Source organism: Gemmobacter serpentinus (assembly GCF_008973825.1).
Lineage (GTDB): Bacteria > Pseudomonadota > Alphaproteobacteria > Rhodobacterales > Rhodobacteraceae > Gemmobacter > Gemmobacter serpentinus.
Genome location: NZ_WCHR01000018.1, coordinates 173,177 through 196,564, shown reverse-complemented (window position 1 = coordinate 196,564; position 23,388 = coordinate 173,177). Strand labels below are relative to the sequence as shown.

20 protein-coding genes are annotated in these 23,388 nt (G+C 65.6%); 9 read left to right on the top strand and 11 right to left on the bottom strand.

The features are described 5' to 3' along the window. The gene (locus GBJ34_RS11965) at window positions 1-723 is read left to right on the top strand and encodes an ABC transporter ATP-binding protein (protein ID WP_151719508.1); all 723 of its coding nucleotides are present in this window, start codon (window positions 1-3) and stop codon (window positions 721-723) included. A gap of 73 nt (window positions 724-796) precedes the next feature. Here the strand turns inward: GBJ34_RS11965 and GBJ34_RS11960 are convergent, their stop codons facing one another. From GBJ34_RS11960 to GBJ34_RS11950, 3 genes are read right to left on the bottom strand one after another with little or no spacing between them, the layout of a single operon-like run. Then, on the bottom strand, window positions 797-1,555 hold the full coding sequence (locus GBJ34_RS11960; RefSeq protein ID WP_151719507.1) for an SDR family NAD(P)-dependent oxidoreductase: 759 nt from the start codon (window positions 1,553-1,555) through the stop codon (window positions 797-799). Continuing rightward, window positions 1,548-2,321 (bottom strand): SDR family NAD(P)-dependent oxidoreductase, encoded by a 774-nt coding sequence (locus GBJ34_RS11955; RefSeq protein WP_151719506.1) that lies wholly within the window; start codon window positions 2,319-2,321, stop codon window positions 1,548-1,550. The genes GBJ34_RS11960 and GBJ34_RS11955 overlap by 8 nt, the downstream gene beginning before the upstream one ends. Beyond that, on the bottom strand, window positions 2,318-4,000 hold the full coding sequence (locus GBJ34_RS11950) for an FAD-dependent oxidoreductase (protein WP_151719505.1): 1,683 nt from the start codon (window positions 3,998-4,000) through the stop codon (window positions 2,318-2,320). Before GBJ34_RS11950 ends, GBJ34_RS11955 begins: the two co-directional genes overlap by 4 nt. Before the next feature lie 121 nt (window positions 4,001-4,121). Between GBJ34_RS11950 and GBJ34_RS11945 the strand changes: the two genes are divergently transcribed. The 4 genes from GBJ34_RS11945 (at window position 4,122) to GBJ34_RS11930 (ending at window position 8,859) form a co-directional block, all read left to right on the top strand. Next, a complete protein-coding gene (locus tag GBJ34_RS11945; RefSeq protein ID WP_151719504.1) occupies window positions 4,122-5,030 on the top strand; it encodes a helix-turn-helix domain-containing protein in 909 nt (302 codons plus the stop codon). An 89-nt stretch (window positions 5,031-5,119) separates the two neighbouring features. Beyond that, window positions 5,120-5,695 (top strand): NIPSNAP family protein, encoded by a 576-nt coding sequence (locus GBJ34_RS11940; RefSeq protein WP_192931203.1) that lies wholly within the window; start codon window positions 5,120-5,122, stop codon window positions 5,693-5,695. Window positions 5,696-5,709: 14 nt separating this feature from the next. Further along, a complete protein-coding gene (pobA, locus tag GBJ34_RS11935) occupies window positions 5,710-6,876 on the top strand; it encodes a 4-hydroxybenzoate 3-monooxygenase (protein ID WP_151719502.1) in 1,167 nt (388 codons plus the stop codon). A 96-nt stretch (window positions 6,877-6,972) separates the two neighbouring features. Further along, window positions 6,973-8,859: a bifunctional sugar phosphate isomerase/epimerase/4-hydroxyphenylpyruvate dioxygenase family protein gene (locus tag GBJ34_RS11930; protein ID WP_151719501.1), complete on the top strand. Its 1,887-nt coding sequence runs from the start codon at window positions 6,973-6,975 to the stop codon at window positions 8,857-8,859. 66 nt (window positions 8,860-8,925) lie between these two features. On the opposite strand, the gene GBJ34_RS11925 is transcribed toward GBJ34_RS11930, so the two are convergent. Next, a complete protein-coding gene (locus GBJ34_RS11925) occupies window positions 8,926-9,801 on the bottom strand; it encodes an NAD-dependent epimerase/dehydratase family protein (protein ID WP_151719500.1) in 876 nt (291 codons plus the stop codon). 121 nt (window positions 9,802-9,922) lie between these two features. On the opposite strand from GBJ34_RS11925, the gene GBJ34_RS11920 reads away from it, so the two are divergent. From GBJ34_RS11920 to GBJ34_RS11905, 4 genes are all read left to right on the top strand, one after another. After that, entirely contained in the window at window positions 9,923-11,602 is a 1,680-nt protein-coding gene (locus GBJ34_RS11920) for an FAD-binding protein (protein ID WP_151719499.1), read from the top strand. Between the two features lie 120 nt (window positions 11,603-11,722). Next, a complete protein-coding gene (locus tag GBJ34_RS11915; protein ID WP_151719498.1) occupies window positions 11,723-12,670 on the top strand; it encodes a glutathione S-transferase family protein in 948 nt (315 codons plus the stop codon). A gap of 178 nt (window positions 12,671-12,848) precedes the next feature. After that, window positions 12,849-14,414, top strand: a complete 1,566-nt coding sequence (locus tag GBJ34_RS11910) for a D-aminopeptidase (RefSeq protein ID WP_151719497.1) — start codon at window positions 12,849-12,851, stop codon at window positions 14,412-14,414. A gap of 59 nt (window positions 14,415-14,473) precedes the next feature. Then, entirely contained in the window at window positions 14,474-15,544 is a 1,071-nt protein-coding gene (locus GBJ34_RS11905; RefSeq protein ID WP_151719496.1) for a DmpA family aminopeptidase, read from the top strand. Between the two features lie 5 nt (window positions 15,545-15,549). Here GBJ34_RS11905 and GBJ34_RS11900 read toward each other — a convergent pair whose 3' ends face one another. From GBJ34_RS11900 to GBJ34_RS11870, 7 genes are all read right to left on the bottom strand, one after another. Beyond that, complete coding sequence (locus GBJ34_RS11900) at window positions 15,550-16,383, bottom strand: ABC transporter permease subunit (protein ID WP_151719495.1); 834 nt, start codon at window positions 16,381-16,383, stop codon at window positions 15,550-15,552. Then, the gene (locus GBJ34_RS11895) at window positions 16,383-17,192 is read right to left on the bottom strand and encodes a taurine ABC transporter ATP-binding protein (protein WP_151719494.1); all 810 of its coding nucleotides are present in this window, start codon (window positions 17,190-17,192) and stop codon (window positions 16,383-16,385) included. The genes GBJ34_RS11900 and GBJ34_RS11895 overlap by 1 nt, the downstream gene beginning before the upstream one ends. A 69-nt stretch (window positions 17,193-17,261) precedes the next feature. Then, window positions 17,262-18,248, bottom strand: a complete 987-nt coding sequence (tauA, locus tag GBJ34_RS11890; protein WP_151719493.1) for a taurine ABC transporter substrate-binding protein — start codon at window positions 18,246-18,248, stop codon at window positions 17,262-17,264. A gap of 233 nt (window positions 18,249-18,481) precedes the next feature. Then, complete coding sequence (locus GBJ34_RS11885) at window positions 18,482-20,644, bottom strand: esterase-like activity of phytase family protein (protein ID WP_151719492.1); 2,163 nt, start codon at window positions 20,642-20,644, stop codon at window positions 18,482-18,484. Between the two features lie 298 nt (window positions 20,645-20,942). Beyond that, window positions 20,943-21,695, bottom strand: a complete 753-nt coding sequence (locus tag GBJ34_RS11880) for a glycosyltransferase family 2 protein (protein WP_151719491.1) — start codon at window positions 21,693-21,695, stop codon at window positions 20,943-20,945. Next, window positions 21,692-22,258 carry a DedA family protein gene (locus tag GBJ34_RS11875; protein WP_192931202.1) on the bottom strand — a complete coding sequence of 189 codons (567 nt, stop codon included), beginning with the start codon at window positions 22,256-22,258 and terminating at the stop codon, window positions 21,692-21,694. The genes GBJ34_RS11880 and GBJ34_RS11875 overlap by 4 nt, the downstream gene beginning before the upstream one ends. Further along, the gene (locus tag GBJ34_RS11870) at window positions 22,255-23,388 is read right to left on the bottom strand and encodes a ceramide glucosyltransferase (protein WP_151719489.1); all 1,134 of its coding nucleotides are present in this window, start codon (window positions 23,386-23,388) and stop codon (window positions 22,255-22,257) included. Before GBJ34_RS11870 ends, GBJ34_RS11875 begins: the two co-directional genes overlap by 4 nt.

Sequence of the window (23,388 nt, the reverse complement as noted above, 5' to 3'; positions counted from 1 at the left end):
ATGCTGGAACTCAAGAACGTCACCGGCGGCTATGGCCGGATCACCATCCTGAACGGCACCAGTTTCGAGGTTCCCAAGGCGTCGATCACCACGGTGATCGGGCCGAACGGGGCGGGCAAATCCACCGTCTTCAAGGCGATCTTCGGGCTGCTGAACATCCATTCCGGCCAGATCCTGCTGGATGGCGAGGATGTCACCAAAAAGCGCCCGGCCGAGATGATCGCGCGCGGCGTCACCTATGTGCCGCAGGGCCGCAATGTGGTGCCGCAACTGTCGGTGCTGCACAATCTGGAACTGGGCGGCATCACCGCCAAGGATCAGACCAAGGTGAAGCGCCGCATGGAAGAGGTCATGGACCAGTTCCCCATGCTGCGCCAGCGCAAGGACCAGAAGGCGATCGAGCTGTCGGGCGGCCAGCAGAAACAGCTGGAAATCGCACGCGCGCTGCTTCTCGACCCCAAGCTGATCCTGATCGACGAGCCTTCTATCGGACTGTCGCCCAATCTGGTGCAAGAGGTGTTCCAGACCCTGATCCGGCTGCGTGACCAGGGCGTGACCATCCTGATGGTGGAACAGAATGCCAAGGCAGCACTTGCCATGTCCGATCTCGGGCTGGTGCTGGAACTGGGCCAGACCCGGATGTTCGACCGCGCCGACAAGCTGCTGGCCGATCCGCGTGTGGGCCAGCTGTTCCTGGGCGGCCATATCGAGGATGCGGCCTGAGCGCCGCATCACCCCGCATGAGAAAAGGCCCGGCGGATCGCTCCGCCGGGCCTTTTGCCTTGCTGTATGGCCTTCAGCCCGAGGCGTCGCCGAAATCACCAAAGGCGGTCCAGCCGCCATCGACCGGCAGCACGATGCCGGTGATGCCACTGGCCGCGTCGGATGCCAGAAAGCCCACGGCCTGCGCCACCTCCTCCGCCGCGATCAGTCGCCCGAGTGGCGTGCGCCGCGCGATGGTGGGAAGGTCAATACGCCCGGCATCGGCCAGCTTGCGCACCAGCGCAGTTTCGACAAAGGCCGGGGCGACCGCATTGACCCGCACCCCCTGCCCCGCCCATTCACAGGCCATGGCCCGGGTCATTGCCACGATCCCGGCCTTGGCCGCACCATAGGCATTGCGCTTGGGCAGGCCGGTCAGCCCGGCGATGGAGGACAGGTTGACCACGGCACCGCGCCCCCGCGCGATCATGCCGCGCGCCACCTCGCGCGTCATCAGGAAGGTGCCCGCCAGATGCACCTCCAGCACCTGACGGAAGGCGGCAAGATCCTGCTCCAGCGTCGGCAGATGGCTGTCACCGATCCCGGCATTGTTCACCAGAATGTCGAAAGGCGCGGTGCGGACTAAAGCCTGCACCTGCGCTTCATCGGTGATATCACAGCCAATGCCGCGATGGTCGGGGCCAAGCCCTGCCGCGCGGGCCCTGGCCTTGTCGCCATCCAGATCGGCGATGGTCACGCGACAGCCCTGTGCCGCCAGCCGCTCTGCGATGGCAAGCCCGATCCCCTCGGCCCCGCCGGTGACCAGAGCCTCGCGAAGGGGGGCCTCACGCATAGCCGGGCCGGGGGACAAGGCCCATCAGGGTTTGCGACAACCCGCCATCTACGACAATATCCTGCCCGGTGACATAGCCCGCACGGTCCGAAGCCAGAAACAGCGCCACATCCGCCATGTCCTGCGGTGTGGCAATCCGATGCAGCGGCACCATCGCCTCGCGCCGCGCCTTCACATCCGGGTCGGCATAAAAGGCCGCCGACATCGGCGTCATCACCAGGCCCGGACTGACGCAGTTCGACCGCACCCCGCGCGGGCCCCATTCGGCAGCAAGCTGGCGCGACATCATCAGGGTCGCGGCTTTTGAGGCCGAATAGGCACCCGAGGCCGGTTGCGGCTGGCTGCCCGCGATGCTGGCAATATGAACCAGACTGCCGCGCCCACGCGCGAGCATCCCGCGTCCAAAGGCCTGCGCCGCCGCCAGATAGCCGGTCAGGTTCACCGCCAGCATCGCCGCCCAATCGGCGGTCGCCACAGATTCCAGCGCGCCGGGGCGCAGGATTGCCGCCGCATTCACCAGCACATCGGCGCCGCCCTCGGCCTCGACCGCCGCCGCCGCCGCCGCCACGCTGTCGCCATCCGCCAGATCGCAGCAAAGCGCGATCCCGCCCAGTTCGGCCGCCAGCGGGCCGGACCGTTCGATATCACGGTCCAGCAGCACCACGCGCGCGCCTTCAACCGCAAAGGCGCGGGCAAGCGCCTGTCCGATGCCGCCGCCCGCCCCGGTGATAACCGTGGTCTTGCCCGTCAGTTGCAGCCAGCTCATGCCTGTTCTCCCATCTCGTTGATGCCCGCAAGGTGCCGCCCGGTGATCCAGCCAAAGGTCATGGCCGGGCCAAGCGTGATACCCGCGCCGGGGTAATTGCCGCCCATGATGCTGGCGCGGTCATTGCCCACGGCGAAAAGCCCGGCAATCGGCGTGCCAGCGCGGTCGGTCACCGCGCCCTCCACCGTGGTCTTCAACCCGTCAAAGGTGCCCAGATCGCCCATTTCCATCTTCACCGCATAGAACGGCCCCTTTTCCAGGGGTGCCACACAAGGGTTGGGCTTGTGATCGGGATCGGCCAGATAGCGGTTGAAGCTGGTTTCGCCCCGATGGAAGGCCGGATCACGCCCCTGCACCGCATTGCGATTATAGGCGGCCACCGTGGCTACCAGCCCCGCTGCGGGCAGACCGCAGACGCGGGCCAGATCGGCCAGCGTCCGGCCCTTTTTCAGATAGCCATTCCGCGTCCAGAGCCAGAGCGGCATCGGCGCGGGCTTGGCGTGCCCCAGCCCGTATTTGCGGATGGTGCGATGATCGCAGATCAGCCAGCATGAGGCATCGCCCCCCGCCTGTCGCTGCGCCACCATCGCCGCGCCCACATCATGATAGCTTTCGCTTTCATTGGTGAAGCGGTGCCCATCCGCCCCCACCGCGATCATGCCGGGCTTGTAGCGGTCCAGCAGATGCGGGAACACCCCCTGCCCCGGCACAAGGCTGACCGGCATCCAGGCCGCTGGCTCGGCAAATTCGGCGTCAAACGATCCGCCCACCGCCTCGGCCAGCCGGATCCCGTCACCAGTATTGCCGGAAGGCACCGGGCTGTGATGGGTGCCGCCCGCCTTCAGATGGGCATAGACCCCGGCGCGGCGCGCCAGATCCTGCGCATAGCCACCGCAGGCCAGCACCACGCCCCGGCTTGCGGTGATCGCGCCCTTGGGCGTCTCGACCCCGGTCACCCGCCCGTCGGCCTGCAACAGCCGCAGCGCGGGCGTGTCGGTCTGGATCTCGATGCCAAGATCAAAACAGGTCTGGGCCAACCGCGCCGCCAGCGCATTGCCCGATGTGACCTGCACCCCGCGCCCGTGCCGTGCCACCTCCAGCGCATGGGCGGCAAGGCGTTTCGCGACATAGCCAAACGAGACCAGCGATTTGGTGGCATTGAAGAAATGCTTGATGTCAGCATTTGATGAATTGAACATCATCCCCATGAAGGTGATGGTCGAAAGCGGCGGACGCAGCCGTTTCAGGTTCGGGCCAAGGCTGCTGCTGTCAAAGGGCGCGGCCAGCACCGACCGCCCGACATCCACGCCGCCGGTGACTGTCGGGTGATAGTCGGGATAAAGCGTCGGCACGAATTTCACCGCCGTCTCGCGCTCGAACCAATCGAGCATCCGGGGGCCCGCCTCCAGAAAGGCCTCCACCGCCTCGGGCTGGTAGAAATTTCCGGTCTCGGCCTGAAGATAGCTGCGCGCGGCCGCGCGGCTGTCACCCGGGTTATTCACCCGCCCATGCCGGTTGCCGGGGATCCACAAGACCCCGCCGGAGAAGGCGGTGGTTCCGCCAAAGACCGGCTCTTTCTCGATAACCAGCACCGAAAGCCCGTGCTTCTTGGCGGTGATCGCGGTGGCCAGCCCCCCGGCCCCTGACCCCACGACCAGCACATCATAGCTGCGTTCCATGGCGCGGCCCCCCTTCCTGTTTCGCTGCACCCTGACTAGCCGGGTGGATGGGGCGGAACCAATGGACGCTGCCCGCCAATTCTTGCACAATTCGTCAGGCGTATTGCGAGAGGGGGGCAGCATGGCGGCATCACGGGGCGCGACCGGGCCAAGGGCCATCCCGCGCTATTATCTTTATGGCGATCAGGGCGCGGATGTCGAACTGGACCTGCTGCATATCGAACCGATCCGCGACCGCTCCGGCCCGAATGATTGGAGGATTCGTCCCCATTCCCATCCCGATCACATGCAGGTCCTGCTGCTGCGCGACGGTGGCGGCACCATCAGGATGGAGGAACGCCAGCAGGATTTCACGGCCCCCGTGCTGCTCTGTATCCCGGCAGGGATCGTGCATCAGATCGATTTTCAGCCCGGCACCGATGGCTATGTGGTGACGGCAGCACTTGGTTGCCTGCGCGCCGCCACCGCGACCGACCCGCGTCTGGCCGAGGTGGCCGCGCGCCCCGCCGTCTATCCGGTGGCGGGGTCCGGGCTGAACCTCGATGCCGTCATCGACACCTTCGACTGGCTGCATCAGGAATTCATCTGGTCCTCGCCGGGGCGGCGCACCGCGATCATGGCGCAGTTCATGCGCGTTCTGGTGATCCTGCTGCGGCTGTCGATCACCGAACAGGATCAGGCCACCGCCCTGCCGGACCGCGACCATGATCTTGTGATGCGCTACCGCGCGCTGCTGGAACAGCATTTCCGCCAAGAGCGCGCGCTGTCCTTCTATGCGGGCGAACTTGCCGTAACTCCGGCCCGTCTGAACGCCGCCTGCAAGGCGCGGGCCGACAAGACCGCGTCAGAGCTGCTTTATGCCCGCCTCATCACCGAGGCAAAGCGCTATCTGATCTATACCGAAAGCAGCGTGGCGCAGGTGGCGCATCTGACCGGCTTTGATGATCCCGCCTATTTCAACCGCTTCTTCACCCAGCGGGTCGGCCTCTCGCCGGGCAATTTCCGCAAGCAAGCCCAGCCAGAGGGCTGAGGTCCGGGAATCGTCCAATCTTTCCGACGCCCGGTCCATTTCCCGGATGCCCCGCCTTCGGCCATGCAGGGGCCAGAGGGAGGATGGCGATGATCCATGAATGGCGAAGCTACCGGCTGAAGCCCGGTGCGGCGATCGACTATCTGGCGCTGCTGGCAGATCAGGGCCTGCCGCTGGTCACCCGGCATCTGCCGCTGATGGGCTACTGGCTGGCCGAAAGCGGCGGGCTGAACGTGATCCATCACCTGTGGGCCTATGCCGATTGGGCCGAGCGCGAGGCCGCACGGGCCGGTCTGGCGCAGGAAGAGGGCTGGACCAAAGGTTTCATCCCGCAGGCCTTTGCGCTGGTGCAGGAACAGGAAAACCGCCTGCTGCATCTTACGCGATCCTCAGCCGCATATGACGCGGCGCTTGCCATGCGCCGCCGCCTGCATCCCGCCCGCGCGCCCGGTAGCCCGCTGATGGCACCCGATTGCGCGGGGCTGGTGCTGGCCAGCCACGAAGGGGCGCTGCCCGATGCGGCCCTGGCGCAGTTTCAGCCGCTTTCGGGTGATCCGCGCCCCATGGCCTTGCTGCCGCGCGCCGCCGATCCGCTGGCCGCCCTGCCGCCTATATCCGGCGCGCAACACAATCTGCTGCGTCCGCTTGCCTTCTCACCGCTTTGATCCCGGAGACTATCATGCGTCATCAAGTCTGCATCATCGGCGGCGGCCCTTCGGGGCTGTTGCTGTGCCTTCTTCTGCGCCGCGCCGGGATTGATGCGGTCGTGCTGGAACAGCGCAGCCGCGACTACGTTCTGGCCCGCATCCGGGCGGGCGTGCTGGAACAGGGGCTGGTCGATATCCTGCGCGCCGCGGGCGTCGGGCAGCGACTTGACGCCGAAGGGTTTGTCCATGACGGCACGCTGATCGTGGCGCATGGCCAGCGGGTTCATATCGACTTCAAGGCGCTGACCGGCAAAAGCGTCACCATCTATGGCCAGACCGAGGTGACGCGCGATCTTTATGACGCGCTGGAGGCGATGGGGGCACCTGTTCTGCACGAGGCCGAGGGTGTCACCATCCATGGTGCCAAGGGCGATGCGCCCTTCGTCACCTTCCGCCATCAGGGGCAGGACAAGCGCATTGATTGCGATTACATCGCAGGCTGCGACGGCTTTCACGGTGTCAGCCGCCGCACCATCCCCGAACGCCTGCGCCGCCAGTTCGAACATGTCTATCCCTTTGGCTGGCTTGGCATCCTGTCCCATACCGCGCCGCTGCAACATGAACTGGTCTATGCCGGGCATGAACGCGGCTTTGCCCTTTGTTCCATGCGCAACGCAGGTCTCAGCCGCCATTACCTGCAAGTGCCACTGACCGACCGCGTCGAGGACTGGAGCGACGAGGCCTTCTGGAAAGAACTGCGCCGTCGCCTGCCCCCCGAGCTGGCGGAGCAACTTGCGACCGGCCCGTCGATCGAGAAATCCATCGCGCCGCTGCGCAGCTTCATATCCGAACCGATGAGCTGGGGGCGGCTGTTCCTCGCGGGTGACGCCGCCCATATCGTGCCCCCCACCGGCGCCAAGGGGCTGAACCTCGCGGCATCGGACGTCTGGTATCTCAGCCAGGCATTGATCGCACAATATCAGGGCGATGAAGCGCCGCTTGCGGGCTATTCGGCGCAGGCCCTGGCCCGGGTCTGGAAGGCCTCGCGGTTTTCCTGGTCGATGACGCGGATGCTGCACAGCTTCCCGGCAGAGGGCGCATTCCTCGCCCGGATGCAAGGGGCCGAGGTCGAATATCTGGCGGGATCGGTGGCCGCCCAGACCGCCTTGGCCGAGAATTATGTCGGCCTGCCCTACTGACCATGATTAACCTGATGTTCCGATGGTCGATGTATCGGCATTAGGCGTTATTCATGAAATCAACGATCATGCGCCCATCCTTGATGGGAGGGGCGCATGAAAACCTCGATTGCCACCGTATCGATTTCCGGCACATTCACCGAAAAGCTCGCCGCGATCCAGCAGGCGGGCTTTGACGGGATCGAGATCTTCGAGCAGGATTTCCTGGCCTCGGACTTCACCCCCCGCGAGGTCGGGCGCATGGTGCGCGATCACGAGTTGGAAATCACGCTGTTCCAGCCCTTCCGCGATTTTGAAGGGCTGCCCGAGCCGCAACGCAGCCGCGCCTTTGCCCGCGCCCGCCGCAAGTTCGACCTGATGACGGAACTTGGCACCGATCTGGTGCTGTTCTGCTCCTCCACACATCCGCAGGCCATGGGCGGAATCGACCGCGCCGCCGCCGATTTCCGGGAACTGGGTGAGATCGCCGCAGGCTATGGCATCCGTGTCGGCTATGAGGCGTTGTGCTGGGGGCGCCATGTGAACGATCACCGCGACGCATGGGAGGTGGTGCGCCGCGCCGATCACCCCAATATCGGGCTGATCCTGGACAGTTTCCACACGCTTGGCCGCAAGCTCGACCCCGAAACGATCCGGCGCATTCCCGGCGACAAGGTATTCTTCGTGCAGTTGGCCGATGCGCCCGCCATCGAGATGGATTTGCTCTATTGGTCGCGGCACTTCCGCAATATGCCGGGCGAGGGCGATCTGGATGTCACAGCCTTTACCCGCGCCGTGCTGGCCACCGGTTATCGCGGGCCGCTGAGCCTTGAGATTTTCAACGATCAGTTCCGCGCCGGTCTGCCCCGGCAGGTGGCGCGCGACGGGCATCGCAGCCTTGTCGCCCTGATGGACCGCGTGCGCCGGACCGAACCCGCACTGGAACCGGCCTTGCCTGCCTTCCCTGCCCCGCAAAAGGTGGATCGGGTCGAGTTCATCGAATTTGCCACCAGCGCGAAAGAGGCAGCCCCCCTGGAGGCCCTGCTGGGGGCCGCAGGCTTTGCCCGCGCAGGCCAGCACCGCAGCAAGCGTGTCACGCTCTGGCGCCAGGGCGGCGCCAATGTGCTGGTCAATGCCGAGGAAGAGGGCTTTGCCCATAAGGCATGGGCCACGCATGGCACCGGGGTATCCGAAGTGGGCCTGCTGGTGCCGGATGCCCAGGCCGCGCAGGCCCGTGCCCTCGCGCTTGGGGCGCAGCCGCATCAGGCCCCTCATGGTCCGTCGGAACTGTCGATCCCCGGCATTCGCGGTGTCGGCGGCAGTGTGATCCGCTTTCTGGATCGCCGCTCCGATCTCGCCCGGATCTGGGAGGTTGACTTTGATCTTGCCCCGGGGACGGATGCCCCCGAGGGCGCGGGCCTGACCGGCATCGACCATCTGGGCCAGACCATGGCCTATGACGAAATGCTGAGCTGGAGCCTGTTTTACACCACAATCTTCGATGCGGCGAAAACCCCGATGGTCGATGTGATCGACCCCGACGGGCTGGTGCGCAGTCAGGCGGTGGAAAGCGGCGGGTTGCGCGTCACCCTGAACGGGGCCGAGGCGCGACGCACGCTGGCCGGGCGGTTCATCGAGGATACTTTCGGCGCTTCGGTCCAGCATATCGCCTTTGCGAGCCGCGATATTCTGGCCAGCGCCGATGCGATGGCGGCGCGCGGCTTCCCCTTGTTGCAGATCGGCGCGAATTACTATGCCGATATGGAGGCGCGCTTTGGCCTTGATCCCGACCTGACCGCTGCCCTGCGCGCCCGCAACATCATGTATGACGAGGATGCGACTGGCGGCTTTCTGCAATTCTACTGTCAGGCCCAGCCGGGCGGGCTGTTTCTGGAGGTGGTGCAGCGGCAGGGCCGCTATGCGGGTTATGGTGCCCCCAATGCGCCCTTCCGCATTGCCGCGCAAAAGCGCGATGCCCGCCCTGCCGGAATGCCGAGCTACTGATGCGTCAGTGACTGGCCCTTGATCTCCGGGCCGATGACTGGAAGCCCATGATTGCGGGCGCCCTGGCTACTTGGCCCGCAACTCGGCCAGCGTCGCGGCGATCCCCTCTGCCAGCCGGGTCACCGGCTGCGAGCCATAATCTGCGGGCACCGGGTCGCTGGCCAGATCAGCGGGGATGCGCAGCGGCGGCCCCTCGATGCCGATGCCATCCCAGCCGCTTTGACGGGCAAGTTCCGCCACGAAATCCGTCATCTCCTGCGTATCGCCCGCCATGGTCAGCACATGCGCGCCGGGGGCTGGATGCAAGGCCCCCGCAACCAGCAAGCGCGCCACATCATCAACGTGGACAAAGCCCACCCGGCCCGAAAACCGGATCATCGCCGCTTCACGCGTGACCGAGGCCGCAAGTGCGATCGACGGCCCAGCGGCAATGCCGCTGCTGATGCCGGGGCCGTAGACGATATAGGGCCGCAACCCCAGACTGCTGACGCCATGATCGGCGGCAAAGACCCGCGCCAGCCCTTCGACGGCAAGCTTGGTCACGCCATAGACCGTCATCGGTTTGGGATGCGTCGCACTGTCAGGACCAAAGACACCGGCAGTGCCCAGATAGGCCACGGGGATCTTCCACCTTGCCGCCGCCTGCAAGACGTTCAGGCTGGTCACAAGGTTCACATCGATGGCCCGCGCCGGATTGGCGGCGCAATCGACGGTCATGATCCCGGCAAGATGCACGATCCCGGCGCAGCCTTCTGCGGCCCGGGCAATGTCATCAGCCTGCACCGCGTCGCCCAAGACCACGTCGCAACCCGCAGGGGCCTGATAGCGCGCAATCGCCTGCGGCAGATCGAAGACGCGCGGCACCGCGCCCGCCGCGATCAGTTGCACCACCACGCGGCGCCCGATGAATCCCGTGCCCCCCACAACCAGAATCGTCGCCATGTCATCCCCCTTTGCCACATTATGCTGAATATCATTCAACTTTCAAAACATCTTCCATTTATCTGCATTCTGTGCAAGTTTCCGCGCAGAATCCAGACAGGCAGCAGGGGATGGGCAGGCCATGGGCGCAGCATTCGACGAAGAGGTGGACCTTCTGGTCTTCGGCGCGGGCGCGGGCGGCATGACCGCGGCACTCTCCGGCGCGATCGCGGGGCTGAAGGTGCTGCTTTGCGAGAAGACCGATATGGTTGGCGGCACCACCTCCACCTCGGGCGGCACGACATGGGTGCCGGGCACCAGCCTTGCCCGCGCCGCCGGCCTGGATGACAGTGCCGAGGATGCCGCGCGCTTTCTGCAGCATGTCGTCGGCAATCGCGGTGGCGATACGGTCAGGGCCGCGTTCCTGGCCTCGGGCGATGCCGCGATTTCGGATCTGGTGGCACATTCCGAGGTGCGCTTTGCCCCCGCCGCCGCCCATCCCGATTACCTGGATGGACCCGGTTCGGGCTATGGCGGGCGGGCGCTGTCGCCGGTGGAATTCGACGGCCGCCTGCTTGGCAATGATTTCGCGCGTGTCCGCCCGCCCCATGCCGTCTTCATGGGGCTGGGTGGCATGATGGTTGGCCGGGCCGAACTTGGCGCCTTGCTGAAGCCCTTTGCCAGCCTTGCCAATTTCAAGACCACGATGCGCGTGGTGCTGCCCTATTTCCGCGACCGGCTACGACACAAGCGCGGAACGCGTCTGCTGATGGGCAATGCGCTTGTGGGGCGGCTGTTCTATAGCCTGCGCAAGCGCGGCGTGCCGATCTGGTTTGACAGCCCGCTGTCGGATTTCATCCGCGATGAGACAGGCGGTGTGATCGGTGCCGTCGTCACCACCGCCAATGGCCCGCGCCGGGTGAGGGCCCGCCGGGGCGTGGTGCTGGCCACCGGCGGCATCGGCTGGAACAAGGATCTGCGCGCGCGGCTGTTCCCTTCGCAAATCGCCAAGGTCAGTCAGGCCGCGCCGGGGGATACCGGCGATGGCGTCAGCATGGCCGAGGCCAGGCTGGGGGCTGCGGTCGACAATGGCTGCGACAGTGCCGGCCTGTGGATGCCCTGTTCCATGCTGAAACGGAGCGATGGCAGCACAGGGATCTGGCCGCATATCCTGCTGGATCGGGCCAAGCCCGGGCTGATCGCGGTTGGGGCCGATGGGCGGCGCTTTGTCAATGAATCCGACAGCTATCACGATTTCTGTATGGGGATGCTGCGCGCGGGCCTGTCCGAAGCCTGGCTGGTGGTCGATGATCCCTTCATCCGCACTTATGGGCTGGGGCTGGTGCTGCCGGGCGGGCGCGGATTGGGATCGCTTTTGCGCAAGGGCTATCTGACCAAGGCCGCGACATTGGCCGAACTTGCGCAGCGCATCGGCGTCGATGCGACGGGCCTTGCCGAAAGCGTGGCGGCCAATAACCGCTTTGCCGCCAGCGGGGTGGATGCCGATTTCGGACGCGGCACATCGGTGATGAACCGATTCAACGGCGATCCCGGTATTCAGGGCAACCCCTGCCTTGGACCGTTGAACAAGGCCCCGTTCTACGCGCTGAAGGTCGTGCCGGTCGATCTGGCAGGCAGCGGCGGCCTGTCGATCACCCCGGATGGCGCGGTGCTGGATCAGGCCGGGGCACCGATCCCCGGGCTTTTTGCCTGCGGCAATGATGCGACATCGATGTTCCGGGGCACCTATCCGGGGCCGGGCACCACCATCGGCCCGGCAATGGTCATGGGCTGGCGTATCGCCCGCCACCTTGCCGCCTGAGGGCTGCCGCGCACAGCTTCGGTGCGCCACGCGCGATTGACCTGTCGCGCCACTTTACCCGATATCGGCAGGGGCGTGCGTCTTGCACCACGCCCCTTTTTCTGCATCCCGGAGGTTGCGATGCTTGTGAATGGTCAATGGACAGAGGACTGGCAGCCGGTGCAGGCCACCGATGCCAAGGGCGGTTTCGTGCGCCAGACCTCCAGTTTCCGCAACTGGATCACCCCGGATGGCGCGGCAGGTCCGACAGGGGCTGCGGGCTTTGCGGCCGAGGCCGGGCGCTATCACCTTTACGTCGCGCTGATCTGCCCCTGGGCCTCGCGCACGCTGATCGCGCGCAAGCTGAAGGGGTTGGAGGATGTCATCTCTCTTTCCATCGTGGAGCCCGAACTGGGCGATCAGGGCTGGCGCTTTGCCACACCCGACCCGGTAAATGGCGCGGAATGGATGCATCAGATCTATACCAAGGCCGATCCGCAGGTCTCGGGCCGGGCTACGGTGCCGGTGCTGTGGGACAAGAAGACCGGCACCATCGTGAACAACGAATCCGCCGATATCCTGCGCATCTTCAACAGCGGCTTCGGCGCGTTGGCCTCCGGCCCCGACCTTTACCCGCAGGCGCTGCGGGCCGGGATCGATGCGCTGAACGACCGCATCTATCCACGTCTGAACAACGGCGTTTACCGCGCGGGCTTTGCCACCACCCAGGTCGCCGATGAAGAGGCGTTCCGCGACGTCTTTGACGAACTGGACACGCTTGAGGCACATCTGGCATCGGGCGGGCCATGGCTGATGGGCGAGACCTTTACCGAGGCCGATATCCGGCTGTTCGTCACGCTGATCCGGTTTGATGCCGCCTATCACGGGCTGTTCAAGACAAACCTGCGCCGCATCTCGGATTACCCGGCCTTGCAAGCCTATCAATTGCGGGTGCTGAACCTGCCGGGCATCCGCGAGACGGTCAGCATCGACCATATCAAGCGCGGCTATTACTCGATCAAAAAGCTGAACCCCACCGGCATCGTGCCGGTCGGCCCCGACCTGCCCGGCATCGATCCGGTCGCATGACCGGCCAGAGCGCGTGTATGACGGGCGGGCCTGTCCATGCACGCCCCAGACCTAGCCCGCGCCCTCGCCGCCGATGATGTGATGCATCTGGCGGCGGGCTTTGGCGCGTCAGATGCTTCCCCCCGGCGCGGGCAACGATTATGCCTTGGGCGATCCATGCGCCGAACAGAGGGAAGCCATGACGCCCAAGGTCGATCTTGCCGCCATTGAACAGGTCTTTGCCCGCCTGCCACAGCATTACCCCGGCCCGGGGGGCGTGGCGGGCGTCATGGTCGATGGCCGGATCGTGGCGCGCGCGGCATGGGGCTATGCCGATCTCGACAGCCGTGACCCGATGACGGCAGAAACCCGGCTGCCGATCTGTTCGATCAGCAAGCAATTCACCTGCGCTGCCATGCTGGCCGCCTGTCCCGATCTGTCAGTTCTGGAACCCGGCATCCGCGCCGCCCTGCCCAATTTCACCGGCGAGCTGCCCGGCGTCCTCGATCTGTGCCACAACCAGTCTGGCCTGCGCGATTACTGGGCGCTGACCGTGCTGCATGGCGGCAAGGCAGAAGGTGCCTTCCTGCGCGACGATGCCGCCCGCATCATGGCCCCGATGCGCAGCGGCCATTTCGCCCCCGGCACCCGCTATTCCTATTGCAACGTCAATTACCGCCTGCTCAGCGACCTGATCGAAGAGGCGACCGGCATCCCGCTGGACCAGCTCTATCGCCGCCATATCTTTGATCCGGCCGGCATGAAGACCGCCACGCTGACCGCTGATACCCGCCGCCCCGAAGATGGGGTCACCGGCTATGAGGGCAATGATGCCAGCGGCTATTTCCCCGCCCTGAACGGCATCACCTGGACCGGCGATGCCGGGATCTCGGCCTCGCTGGATGATATGCTGGCCTATGAGGGCTGGATTGATACGACCCGCGCGGATGCGGACAGTCTCTATCGTCGGATCGCGGCACCGCAGACCTTCCGCGATGGCACGCCCGCCGAATATGGCTTTGGCCTGCGCCACAGCACGATCGCGGGCCTTGCGGTGACCAGCCATGGTGGTGCGCTGCGCGGCTTCCGCTGCCACCGGATGAACAGCCGGGACGCGCGGCTTTCGGTCGTGGTGATGTTCAACCATCATGGGGATGCGCATGGCGCAGCACTAAGACTGATGCGTGCAGGCCTTGGCGAGACAGAGCCGACAGCCACTCAGATCGCCGATGATTGGGCCGGGCAATGGATCGGTGCGGAAACCGGGCTGTTCACCCGGATCGAGCCGACCCGACAAGGCGCGACGCTGCATTTCGGCACCGGCAGCGAAGGCCTGCGGGCAGAGGGTGCAACGCTCGTCTCCACACTTGCCCGTATCACCCGCGACGGGGACGCGCTGGTCATGCAGCGCCCGCAGGAAAACCTGACCGAACGCCTGCTGCCGGTCACGGCCGAACCCTTTGCCGATCCGGCACCGCTGGCCGGATGCTATACTTCGGATGAGCTTGGCGGGGCTGAGATGCGGATCGAAGCGCGCGATGGTGCGGGCTATGTCTGGTTCCGCGGCGCACTTGGCGAGGGGCGGGTGGAACTCATGCGCCCCGCCGCGCCCGATCTGTGGCTGATCGTGACCCGCCGGTCGATGGATGCGCCGGCGCCCGGCGACTGGACCTTGCAGTTGCATCGCGATGCAACTGGCGCGGTCAGCGGGGCGACGCTTGGCTGCTGGCTGGCGCGCGGCATCCGCTATGACAAGCAGCCCTGAGCCACTGAGATGCTCTGAGCCTTTGCGCCACGTTATCCCGCGCCGGGAAAGGAACCGCCATGCCGACTGCCCGTGAACTGGGTCTGATGCCGCCGGGCGCAATCACTGGCCCGCAGATCACTGGCCCGCAGAATGACATCTGCGATGTGCCGGGCCTGCATGTGGGCCATTGCACGATCCGGCGCGGCGATCTGGCAACCGGGGTGACCGCGATCCTGCCCCATTCGGAGGATCTGTTCCGCCTGAAACCCCGTGCGGGGGTGGAGGTGATCAATGGCTTTGGCAAATCGGCGGGGCTGATGCAGGTGGCCGAGCTTGGCACCTTGGAAACTCCGATCCTGCTGACCAATACCTTTGGCATCGCGGCCTGTTCCGAGGCGCTGATCCGGCGGGCCATTGCGGCCAATCCCGAAATCGGGCGTGCAACATCGACGGTGAACCCGGTGGTGATGGAATGCAACGACGGGGCGATCAGCGACATTCAGGCGCTGGCGGTGACCACCGCAGATGCCATGACCGCGATCGCCAACGCGACAGGTGACCCGGTGCAACAGGGCGCGGTCGGTGCGGGCACCGGCATGACCGCCTTTGGCTTCAAGGCCGGGATCGGCAGCGCCTCACGCCGGATGTCGATTGGCGATACCGAGTTCACCCTTGGCGCGCTGGTTCTGGCCAATTTCGGCGCGCGCGGCGATCTGATCCTGCCCGATGGCCGCCGCCCCGATCCACGCGGCCCCGCCCTGCCCGAACGCGGATCGGTCATCGTGATCCTTGCCACCGACCTGCCACTGGATGCGCGGCAATTGCAGCGCGTGGCGCGGCGGGCGGGGGCGGGGCTGGCGCGCCTCGGGGCATTCTGGGGCCATGGCTCGGGTGATATCGCGCTGTGCCTGACCACGGCAGATCCGCTGGAACACGCCCCCATACAGGCCATTTCCACCCAACGCCGCCTGTCCGATGACCTGATCGACCTGCCCTTCCGCGCTGCGGCAGAGACCACACAAGAGGCAGTGCTGAACGCCCTGTGCATGGCCCCCGCCACCGATGGGCGTCGGGTCGAGGGGCGGCCGCGCAGGCACTTCCCCGCGCTGGCCGACTGGCTGGCGGCAAACCCGTCACAGAAAGGCTGAGCTCCTCAGCTTTTGCCGATCCATGGTAGGAAGCGCCGTTCGGTCAGGCGCAGCGCCAGTTCCGACAGCGTGGCAAGCGCCGAAATGACAAGGATCCCTGCGATCACCATATCGGTGACCAGAAACTGCGCCGCCGACTGGATCATATAGCCCAGGCCCCGCGTGGCGGCGACCAACTCTGCCGCGACAAGCGTGGTCCAGCCCGCGCCAAGCGCGATCCGCATCCCGGTGAAGATCGAGGGAAGCGCGGCAGGCAACATCACCTCGCGCACCAGTTGCACCCTTGTCGCGCCAAAGGCCTGCGCCGCGCGGATCTGGCTTTCCGATGCCGCCCTTGCACCGGAGACCGTGGAAATCACGATGGGTGCCAGCATCGCGATGCCGATCACCAGCACCTTGGAGGGCTCGCCAATGCCGCACCAGATGATGATGAGGGGCAGATAGGCCAGCGGCGGCAGGGGGCGGATGAACTCGACCAGCGGATCAAGGATGCCGCGCCCGATGCGCGATGTGGCGATAATCAGCCCGACCGGCACGCCGATCAGCATGGTGAAGACCAGTGCCGCAAATACCCGCCACAGGCTTGCGCCCATATGGCCCCAAAGCGTCGCATTGGCATAGCCTTCGGTCGCAACCCGCACCAAAGCCGCCCAGACCCGGGCGGGCGCAGGCAGAAACACCGGCGAGGCCCAGCCCTGCGCCGACGCCAGAACCCAGAGGCAAAGGACTGCCACGAACGTGCCAAGCCCCAGCACCAGCCCAAGCGGCAGACGCCGCAGACCGGGCCGGGATGCAGCGGCGGGGACCGACAGCGCGGCGGGGGCGGAAAGATCGACCATCAGCCAACCTCCTTCATATGGCCCTGCTTCTTCATCCTGCTGGCCTCCTTCATGTAGATTGCCGCCAGAAGCCGCTCGCGCGCGGCGATAAAGGCAGGTTCGGATTTCAAGGCGCGCGGGTCTTCGCCGGCCAGAAACCGGCGGCCAAAACTGAACCTCTCCTGCAGCACCACGCGGCCCGGATCGGGCGCCAGCACAAGGACCGAGGTCGAAAGGAACAGCGCCTCTTCGACGCTATGGGTGATCAGCATCGCCCCGGCATGGCTGCGCTGCCACAGTTTCAGCAACAGCTCGTGCATCAAATCGCGGGTCATCGCATCCAGCGCGCCCAGCGGCTCGTCCATCAGCAGAAACTCGGGCTCAGACGCGAGGGCACGGGCGATGCCCACCCGCTGGCGCTGACCACCGGAAAGCTGCCAGACATGCTTGGCGCCCTGCCCTTCCAGGCCAACCGCGGCCAGCCAGTCGCGGGCACGCGCCAGGCGTTCATCGCGCCCGACACCCGCAAGTTTCAGCGGCAGCGCCACATTGTCCTCGACCCGCCGCCACGGATAAAGCGCGTCATCCTGAAACACCACGGCGCGGTCCGGCCCCGGCCCGGTCACCGCCCGGCCATCCACGCGCACCGTGCCGGTGCTGGGCGACACGAACCCCGCCGCCAGATTGAGCAACGAGGTCTTGCCCGAGCCTGACCGCCCGATCACCGAGACAAATTCGCCCCGCCGCAGATCCAGCGACAGATCCTGCAGGACCGGGGCGGAAGAGGTGCCGTAATGCAGCGACACCCGTGAAAGACTGAGAACAGACATGGCGTTCAATATGGCATGGCGATCAAAATGACCGGGCTGGCATGAGGAGGGATGCCAGCCCGGTCCCCCTCACTTCTGTGCCGCTGCGGCGAAGGAGGCGTTCACATTGCCCGCATAATCCTCCAGCGCGGTGGCGGCACCCTGCTCTTGCAGGAAGGCGGCGGTGGCCTTGATGGCCTGCGCCGTGGCACCGCCCAGGAACTTGTCAGAGGTCTGATCCTTCAGACCGGCGAAGACATAGCCCTTCAGCAGCGCGGGCACGTCGGCGGCAGGTGCGCCGGTCAGTTCTGCGATCTTGGCGGCCTGCGCGCTGTCCGCGCCCCATGCGGCGGGGTTCGCCAGATAGGCATCTGTCGCGTCGCCCGTGACCTTGACGAAAGCCGTCACGATATCAGGATGCTTTTCGGCGTAATCCTTGCGCACGATCCAGGCGTCAAAGGTCGGCCCGCCCCATTCCGCCACAGCGGAGCTGTCGGCCAGAACCGTGCCGCCGGCGGTCTTGATCTGGTTCAGCACCGGATCCCAGATATAGGCGCCGTCGATATCGCCACGCTCCCATGCGGCGGCAATTTCTTGCGGACGCAGGTTCAGCAGGCTGACATCTGACGGGGCCACGCCCCAATGCTTCAGCGCCGTCAGCAGCGAATAATGCGCGGTCGACACGAAGGGCGTTGCGATCTTCTTGCCCTTCAGGTCTTCGGGCTTGTCGATCCCCTTCACCGCCAGCGCCTCGGCCTCGGCGATATTGCCGACGATATAGATCGCCTCGACCGGCAGCCCCTGCGAGGCGGCGGCGGTCAACGGCGAAGAACCGACATAGCCGATATCGATGGAGCCTGCGGCGACCGCCGCAATCACATCAGCACCGCCGCCGAACAGGTGCCATTCGACCTCGGCGCCGGTCGCACCCTCATAGGTCTTGTCGGCCTGCGGCACGCGCGAGGGCTCAACAATCTGTTGCCAGCCGATGCGCAGCGTCTCGGCGAAGGCGGGCAACGAGACACCGGCCAGCAGCGCGGCAAGGGTCAGAGTGACGGGAAGGCGGCGAAGTGTCATGGCTTTGGCTCTCTCAAACTGTATCGGGCAAGGCCGCAAGCTGCCGCCTCATTCACGACTAACCTGACCGAGATTTGCCTGTGCGGCCATTCTGTAGATCAGCCGCCGGTGATGGCGGCATTTCCCGCGCCCTTATGCCCGGAGAATTTCCTTCCCCTGCCCCGCCTCCAGCGGCCCGCAAACAGAACAGGGCCGCCCGAAGGCGGCCCTGCACATTCTGTAAAGAGGTTGGATCAGAGCTTGCCCAGGTTCCAGAACAGCGTCTCGCCCGAGCTGTCATCGACGCCGTCATTGTCGGTCACCACCCAGGCATTGCCAGCGGCGTCAAAGGCCAGACCTTCGACCTTGTCCACGACATAGCCATTGGTCAGCGCCTTCAGGTCCGGGATCAGGTCACGGACCTCTTCCTTGGCGATGACCGGCAGCTCGCCACCCAGCTTGGCGGGCTTCAGATCGGCCAGCTTGACGCGGAAGATCTTCTTCACCACCGCCTTGTCGCCGATCAGGTTGTCCCGCTCGATGATATAGGCGTGGTCGCCCTGCACGGTGATTTCCGACAGGCCCATCCAGCCTTCGCCTTTCGGCTCCAGCGGGTAGCGCACCGCGCTCCATTCCTCGGCGTCCAGATCATAGGCCAGCAGCTTGACCTGACCCTTCGGATCATCGCCCCATTCGCGCTGCATCGCGACCCAGAGCACATTGCCGACACGGGCGATGCCTTCGGCGCCAAAGCGGGTCTGATGCGGCAGGATCTCTTCCGGCAGGGCAATTTCTTTCTTGATCTCGCCCTTGTCGTTCACATTGAGGATGGCATGGGGCACCAGCTTGGCCGCATTGCCCTCATTGGCAAGCCAGAAGCCGCCCGCACCATCCGAGGTCAGCCCTTCGATATCCATCAGTTGCGCCGGGTTGCCACCACGGGTGACCACGGTCTGCTTGACGATCCTGGCCGGGCTTGCGGTGATGTCGATCTCATAGATCGAGGGCATCGCCGAATAGACGCTGTCAGAGGCAGCAAACAGACGCCCCTCGACCCCTTCCACCGAAGCCAGCGCGCCAAGCGCGCCCCAGCCGATCAGCGGGTCGTTGCCGGCCGAGGTCAGCATCGGATAGGCCGGGGCCGCGTCAGACAGTTCATAGATCATGACATGCGCGCGTGCGGCACCATCTTCGCCAAGATCGGCCTCGTTGGCGGTGACCAACAGGTTGCGGGCGGGGATGGCCACAGTGCCTTCCGGGCTGATGCCCGAGGGCAGGATCTGGGTCAGCTTCGGCGCGGCCAGATCGGTCACGTCATAGACGGCCACGACCGAGGACCGCTCCGACACCACAAAGAGATACGGGGTTTCACCGAAACGGGCGAATTCGATGCTTTCGATCTCCACGCCCTTGGCGCGCGAACGCTTCTCGGGATAGTGGCCGATCTCGGCAATGGCATGTTCCAGCGAGGCGCCAGAGTCGTAGACCACGGTGCCATCTTTCTTGAAGATGGTGAAACCACGGCTGCCGCCCTTCCAGTCGCCTTCATTGGCGGTGGCGAAGTGATCGGCATCGATCCATTTCACGCCATCGGGTTCACGGGCGATCGGATCGGTGGTGGTGGTGAAGTCCAGTTTTCCATCGGTCTTGGTATCGACGCCTTCCAGCGCGACCGAACCGGCCTCGAAATGCGCGGCAACCTTACCATCCGCGCCGATGATGACGATGTGGTTGTTTTCCTGCAGGGTCACGACGATCTCGCCAGCCTCGTTGATATCAACGAATTCCGGCTCCGGGTCTTCAGCACCGACAGTGGCAAGCCCGGTCAGATCGATCTTTTGCAGTTGGGCGCAATCGACCTCGCCCCCTGTCAGCGGCAGCTTCACGACAAAGCCCGCAGGCATTTGCGGCAGGCCACCGTCACCGGCTTCCTCGTCACGCTCATTCTCGATGGCCACGGCCAGAAAGCTGCCATCGGGGGCAATCGCCACCGAATCCGGCTGGCCACCCAGATCGCAAGACGCGGTTTCCCTGGCCTCTTTCAGATCGATCACGGCAATCCGGCCCGAGGGCGCAGTGTAGCTTTCCGAGGTATTGACGCCGACAAAGGCCTTGGCCCCGATGATATGGGCGGTGGTGGGTTCACCGTTCAGCGCCACATTGCCCAGCGGTTTCGGGGCTTTCGCATCGGTGATGTCGATCAGGCCGACCACACCCAGCGGGCTGTCGGTATAGATCAGCGTATTGCCATCCTGGGAAACCGAGATGATCTCGGCCGAGGATTCACGGGCCGTATCCTCGCCCGCCGCCATATTGGCGATGACCGGGAAGGAAGCGATGCGGTTGAAGCTGTCGGCGAGGGCCGGGCTGGCCAGCAGCGCAAGCACCGAGGCGGCGGAAAGCAGACGGGCGGTCATGGGATCTCCTGAAATCTGTCTGCGCGATTCCTTAGGGAAGGCGTGCGACAGCGCCGTAACGCCGCTGTATCGGTTTCATGTCATTTCGGCAGAACATTGCCCTGAGCCATGACGGGGACGGAACACGCCAAGTTTGCAGCCCGAACCTGCGCCTGCACAGGTGCAAGCACGGCTTCATGATGGGATGCCCGGCACGATGCACCCCCAAGGCGCGGCACCAATATGGGGCCAGCCTTGCGCGGAGTGGATCACCCTGACACACGCGCGCAGTTGCTGGCCAGCCGCGAGGATGTGCCGACTAAAGGCGGCCTCGACCAATCGCAACACCCGCAGCATGGCAGCCTTCCGGCCTTAAGCGTGCCAACCTGCGCAGGCGTCCGATCTGCATCAGGCATTGCAGCGGCGGGATGGTCCGAAAGATATCGCGCATCATGCCCAGATCGCCCTTGATGCCGCGCCACAGCCCGTGCTTGCCCGCCTTGGAGGGGCTGGCCACATCCGGCCAGCGCACCACCGCCACGCGCAGCCCTTCGGCAATCAGCATCCGGTTCAAAAACACCTCGAACCCGAAGCGCGGCAGGCGGGTCAAAGCCTCCAGCCGGGGTTGCAGCAGCGCCATCGGCAAGACCCGCTCGCCCGAGATGTAATCAAGCCCGATCAGCCGCCAGAGAAGCGGGCTGTTGCCGCGCAGCGAGATGGTGGCAGAGGCCGCGCCCGTCTGCACCGGCGCAATCAGCCGCGTCACCGCATCGGCATCGATCCCGATCAGATCGGCATCCAGCAGCAGGACCAGCGGCGTATCGACCGCCCGCAGCCCAAGCGCCAGCGCGCCGGTCTTACCCAGATTGCCCGCTTTTCCCGGAACACTTTGGCTTTGCAGCAGATCGACGCCCAGCCCGCGCACCAGATCGGCGGTGCCATCGGTCGATCCGTCATCCACCACCAGCACCCGCGCGATCAGCGGGTGATCCTTCACCGCCGCCAGCACATTGCCGATCCGCGCGCGCTCATTCCAGGCGGGGATCAGGCATGTGACGCCGGGCGCGCTCATGCCCGCACCAGGGTGCTGCGGCGGGTCAGCCAGACCAGACCGGCCAGTGCAAGGATCACGGCCCCACCCGCCAGCACCCAATCCAGCATCGATTCAGCTGCCTCGCCAAAGGCATAGCCAAGCCCGATCAGCAGCGCGGCCTTGGGCAGCGCCGCCAGCAGATTGGCCAGAAGGAACGGCCCCAGCGGCATCCGCGCCATGCCCGCCGCCAGCAGCAGCGGCGCGCCTGCGGCATGGGTCAGCTTGCCCATGACCAGCAGCCGCACCCCGTTGCGCCGGAAGCCCCGGATCAGAGGCACCACGCGACTGCGCGGCGGGCAAAGCCGCGCGGGCAACCAGCGGGCCATGCCCTGTGCCCCGCCGCGCCCGATCAGGTACAGCACGCAATCGCCCAGCACATCGCCGATGACGATCAGGGTAAATCCCGTCATCAGCCCGACCAGGCCAAGGCTGACCAGCCATCCGGTGACAAGGCTGATCACCGGCCCTTCAAGGATCGCAAGCGGGATCAGCGCCCACAGCCCCCAATGCGCGGCGATGGCCGATATTTCCGCGCCTGTCATGTGCGCGCTTCTTCCACGATGGCCGTGGTGGTCGCGGGCGGCTCCATCGCCTTGCCGCGCCAGGTGATCCCTTTGCGCAGGAAGGTCGCGGCCCATAGCACCGGCAGCGCCAGATCGCGCAGTGGCAGCACCGCCAGATCGCGCCAGCCCGCGCGCCAGCCCGCGCGCCGCATCAACAGCCATTCCGCAGCATACCAGATCGCAAGCGCCGTCAGGATCAGCGGCAGCCCGGCCCCGGCCAACAGCAAAAGCAGCAGGGGCAGCACCGCGCCATTGGCCGGCTCCAGCAGGAACAGCCCGGCAAAGCCGTCGCGGCGCACCCGGCTCCAGCGCAATTGCCGGTTCCAGACCTGTTGCAGATCACGCCGCCCCAAAGGCTGGGCGAAGGGCATCGGCGTCAGCCGCACCTTCAGGCCCAGACGGCGCACAACCTGTGTTGCGGTCACATCCTCGGCCAGACGCTCGCCCAGCACGGCAAGGCCGCCTGCCGTGTTCAGCATGGCCCGGTTCCAGAACATGGTCTTGCCCTGGGTAAAACCCATATCCAGACTATCCCCCGCAAGCAAAAGCCGTGCCTGATTGCTGTTCATAAACGCAGCCTCCAACCTTGCGGCAAAACCCTCAGGCACCGATCCCCATGCGGGCGAAGAGACCAGCCCCGTGCCCTCGCGCCAGCTGCCCACGACACGTGCCAGATAGTCGCGCGGCAGCAGCAAATTGGCATCCGCCATGCAGACCCATTCGGCATCTGCGGCCGCCCAGCCTTTCCACAGATTGTCGAGCTTGGGGTTGCCGGTGCGCGGCACCTGCCCTGTCAGGATGCGCGCAGGGACATGCGGATAGCGCGCGGCCAGACCCCGCAGCAGCGCGACGGCCGGATCATCCTCGGACGGCGCGCAGAAGATGATCTCGTAATCCGGGTAATCCTGCAGGAACGAGGATTCCAGTGTTTCGGGATCATACGGATCCAGCCCGCAGACAGGGCGCAGCAGCGTCAGACGCGGCTGGCCGATGACCGAGACCGGCGCGGGCTCAGCCGCTACCCGGATGCGGCGCAGGCACAGCCCCACGGTCACCGCATGGGCCAGCAGGAACAGCCCCGCGATCACCACAAGCGTCTCATCCAGCAT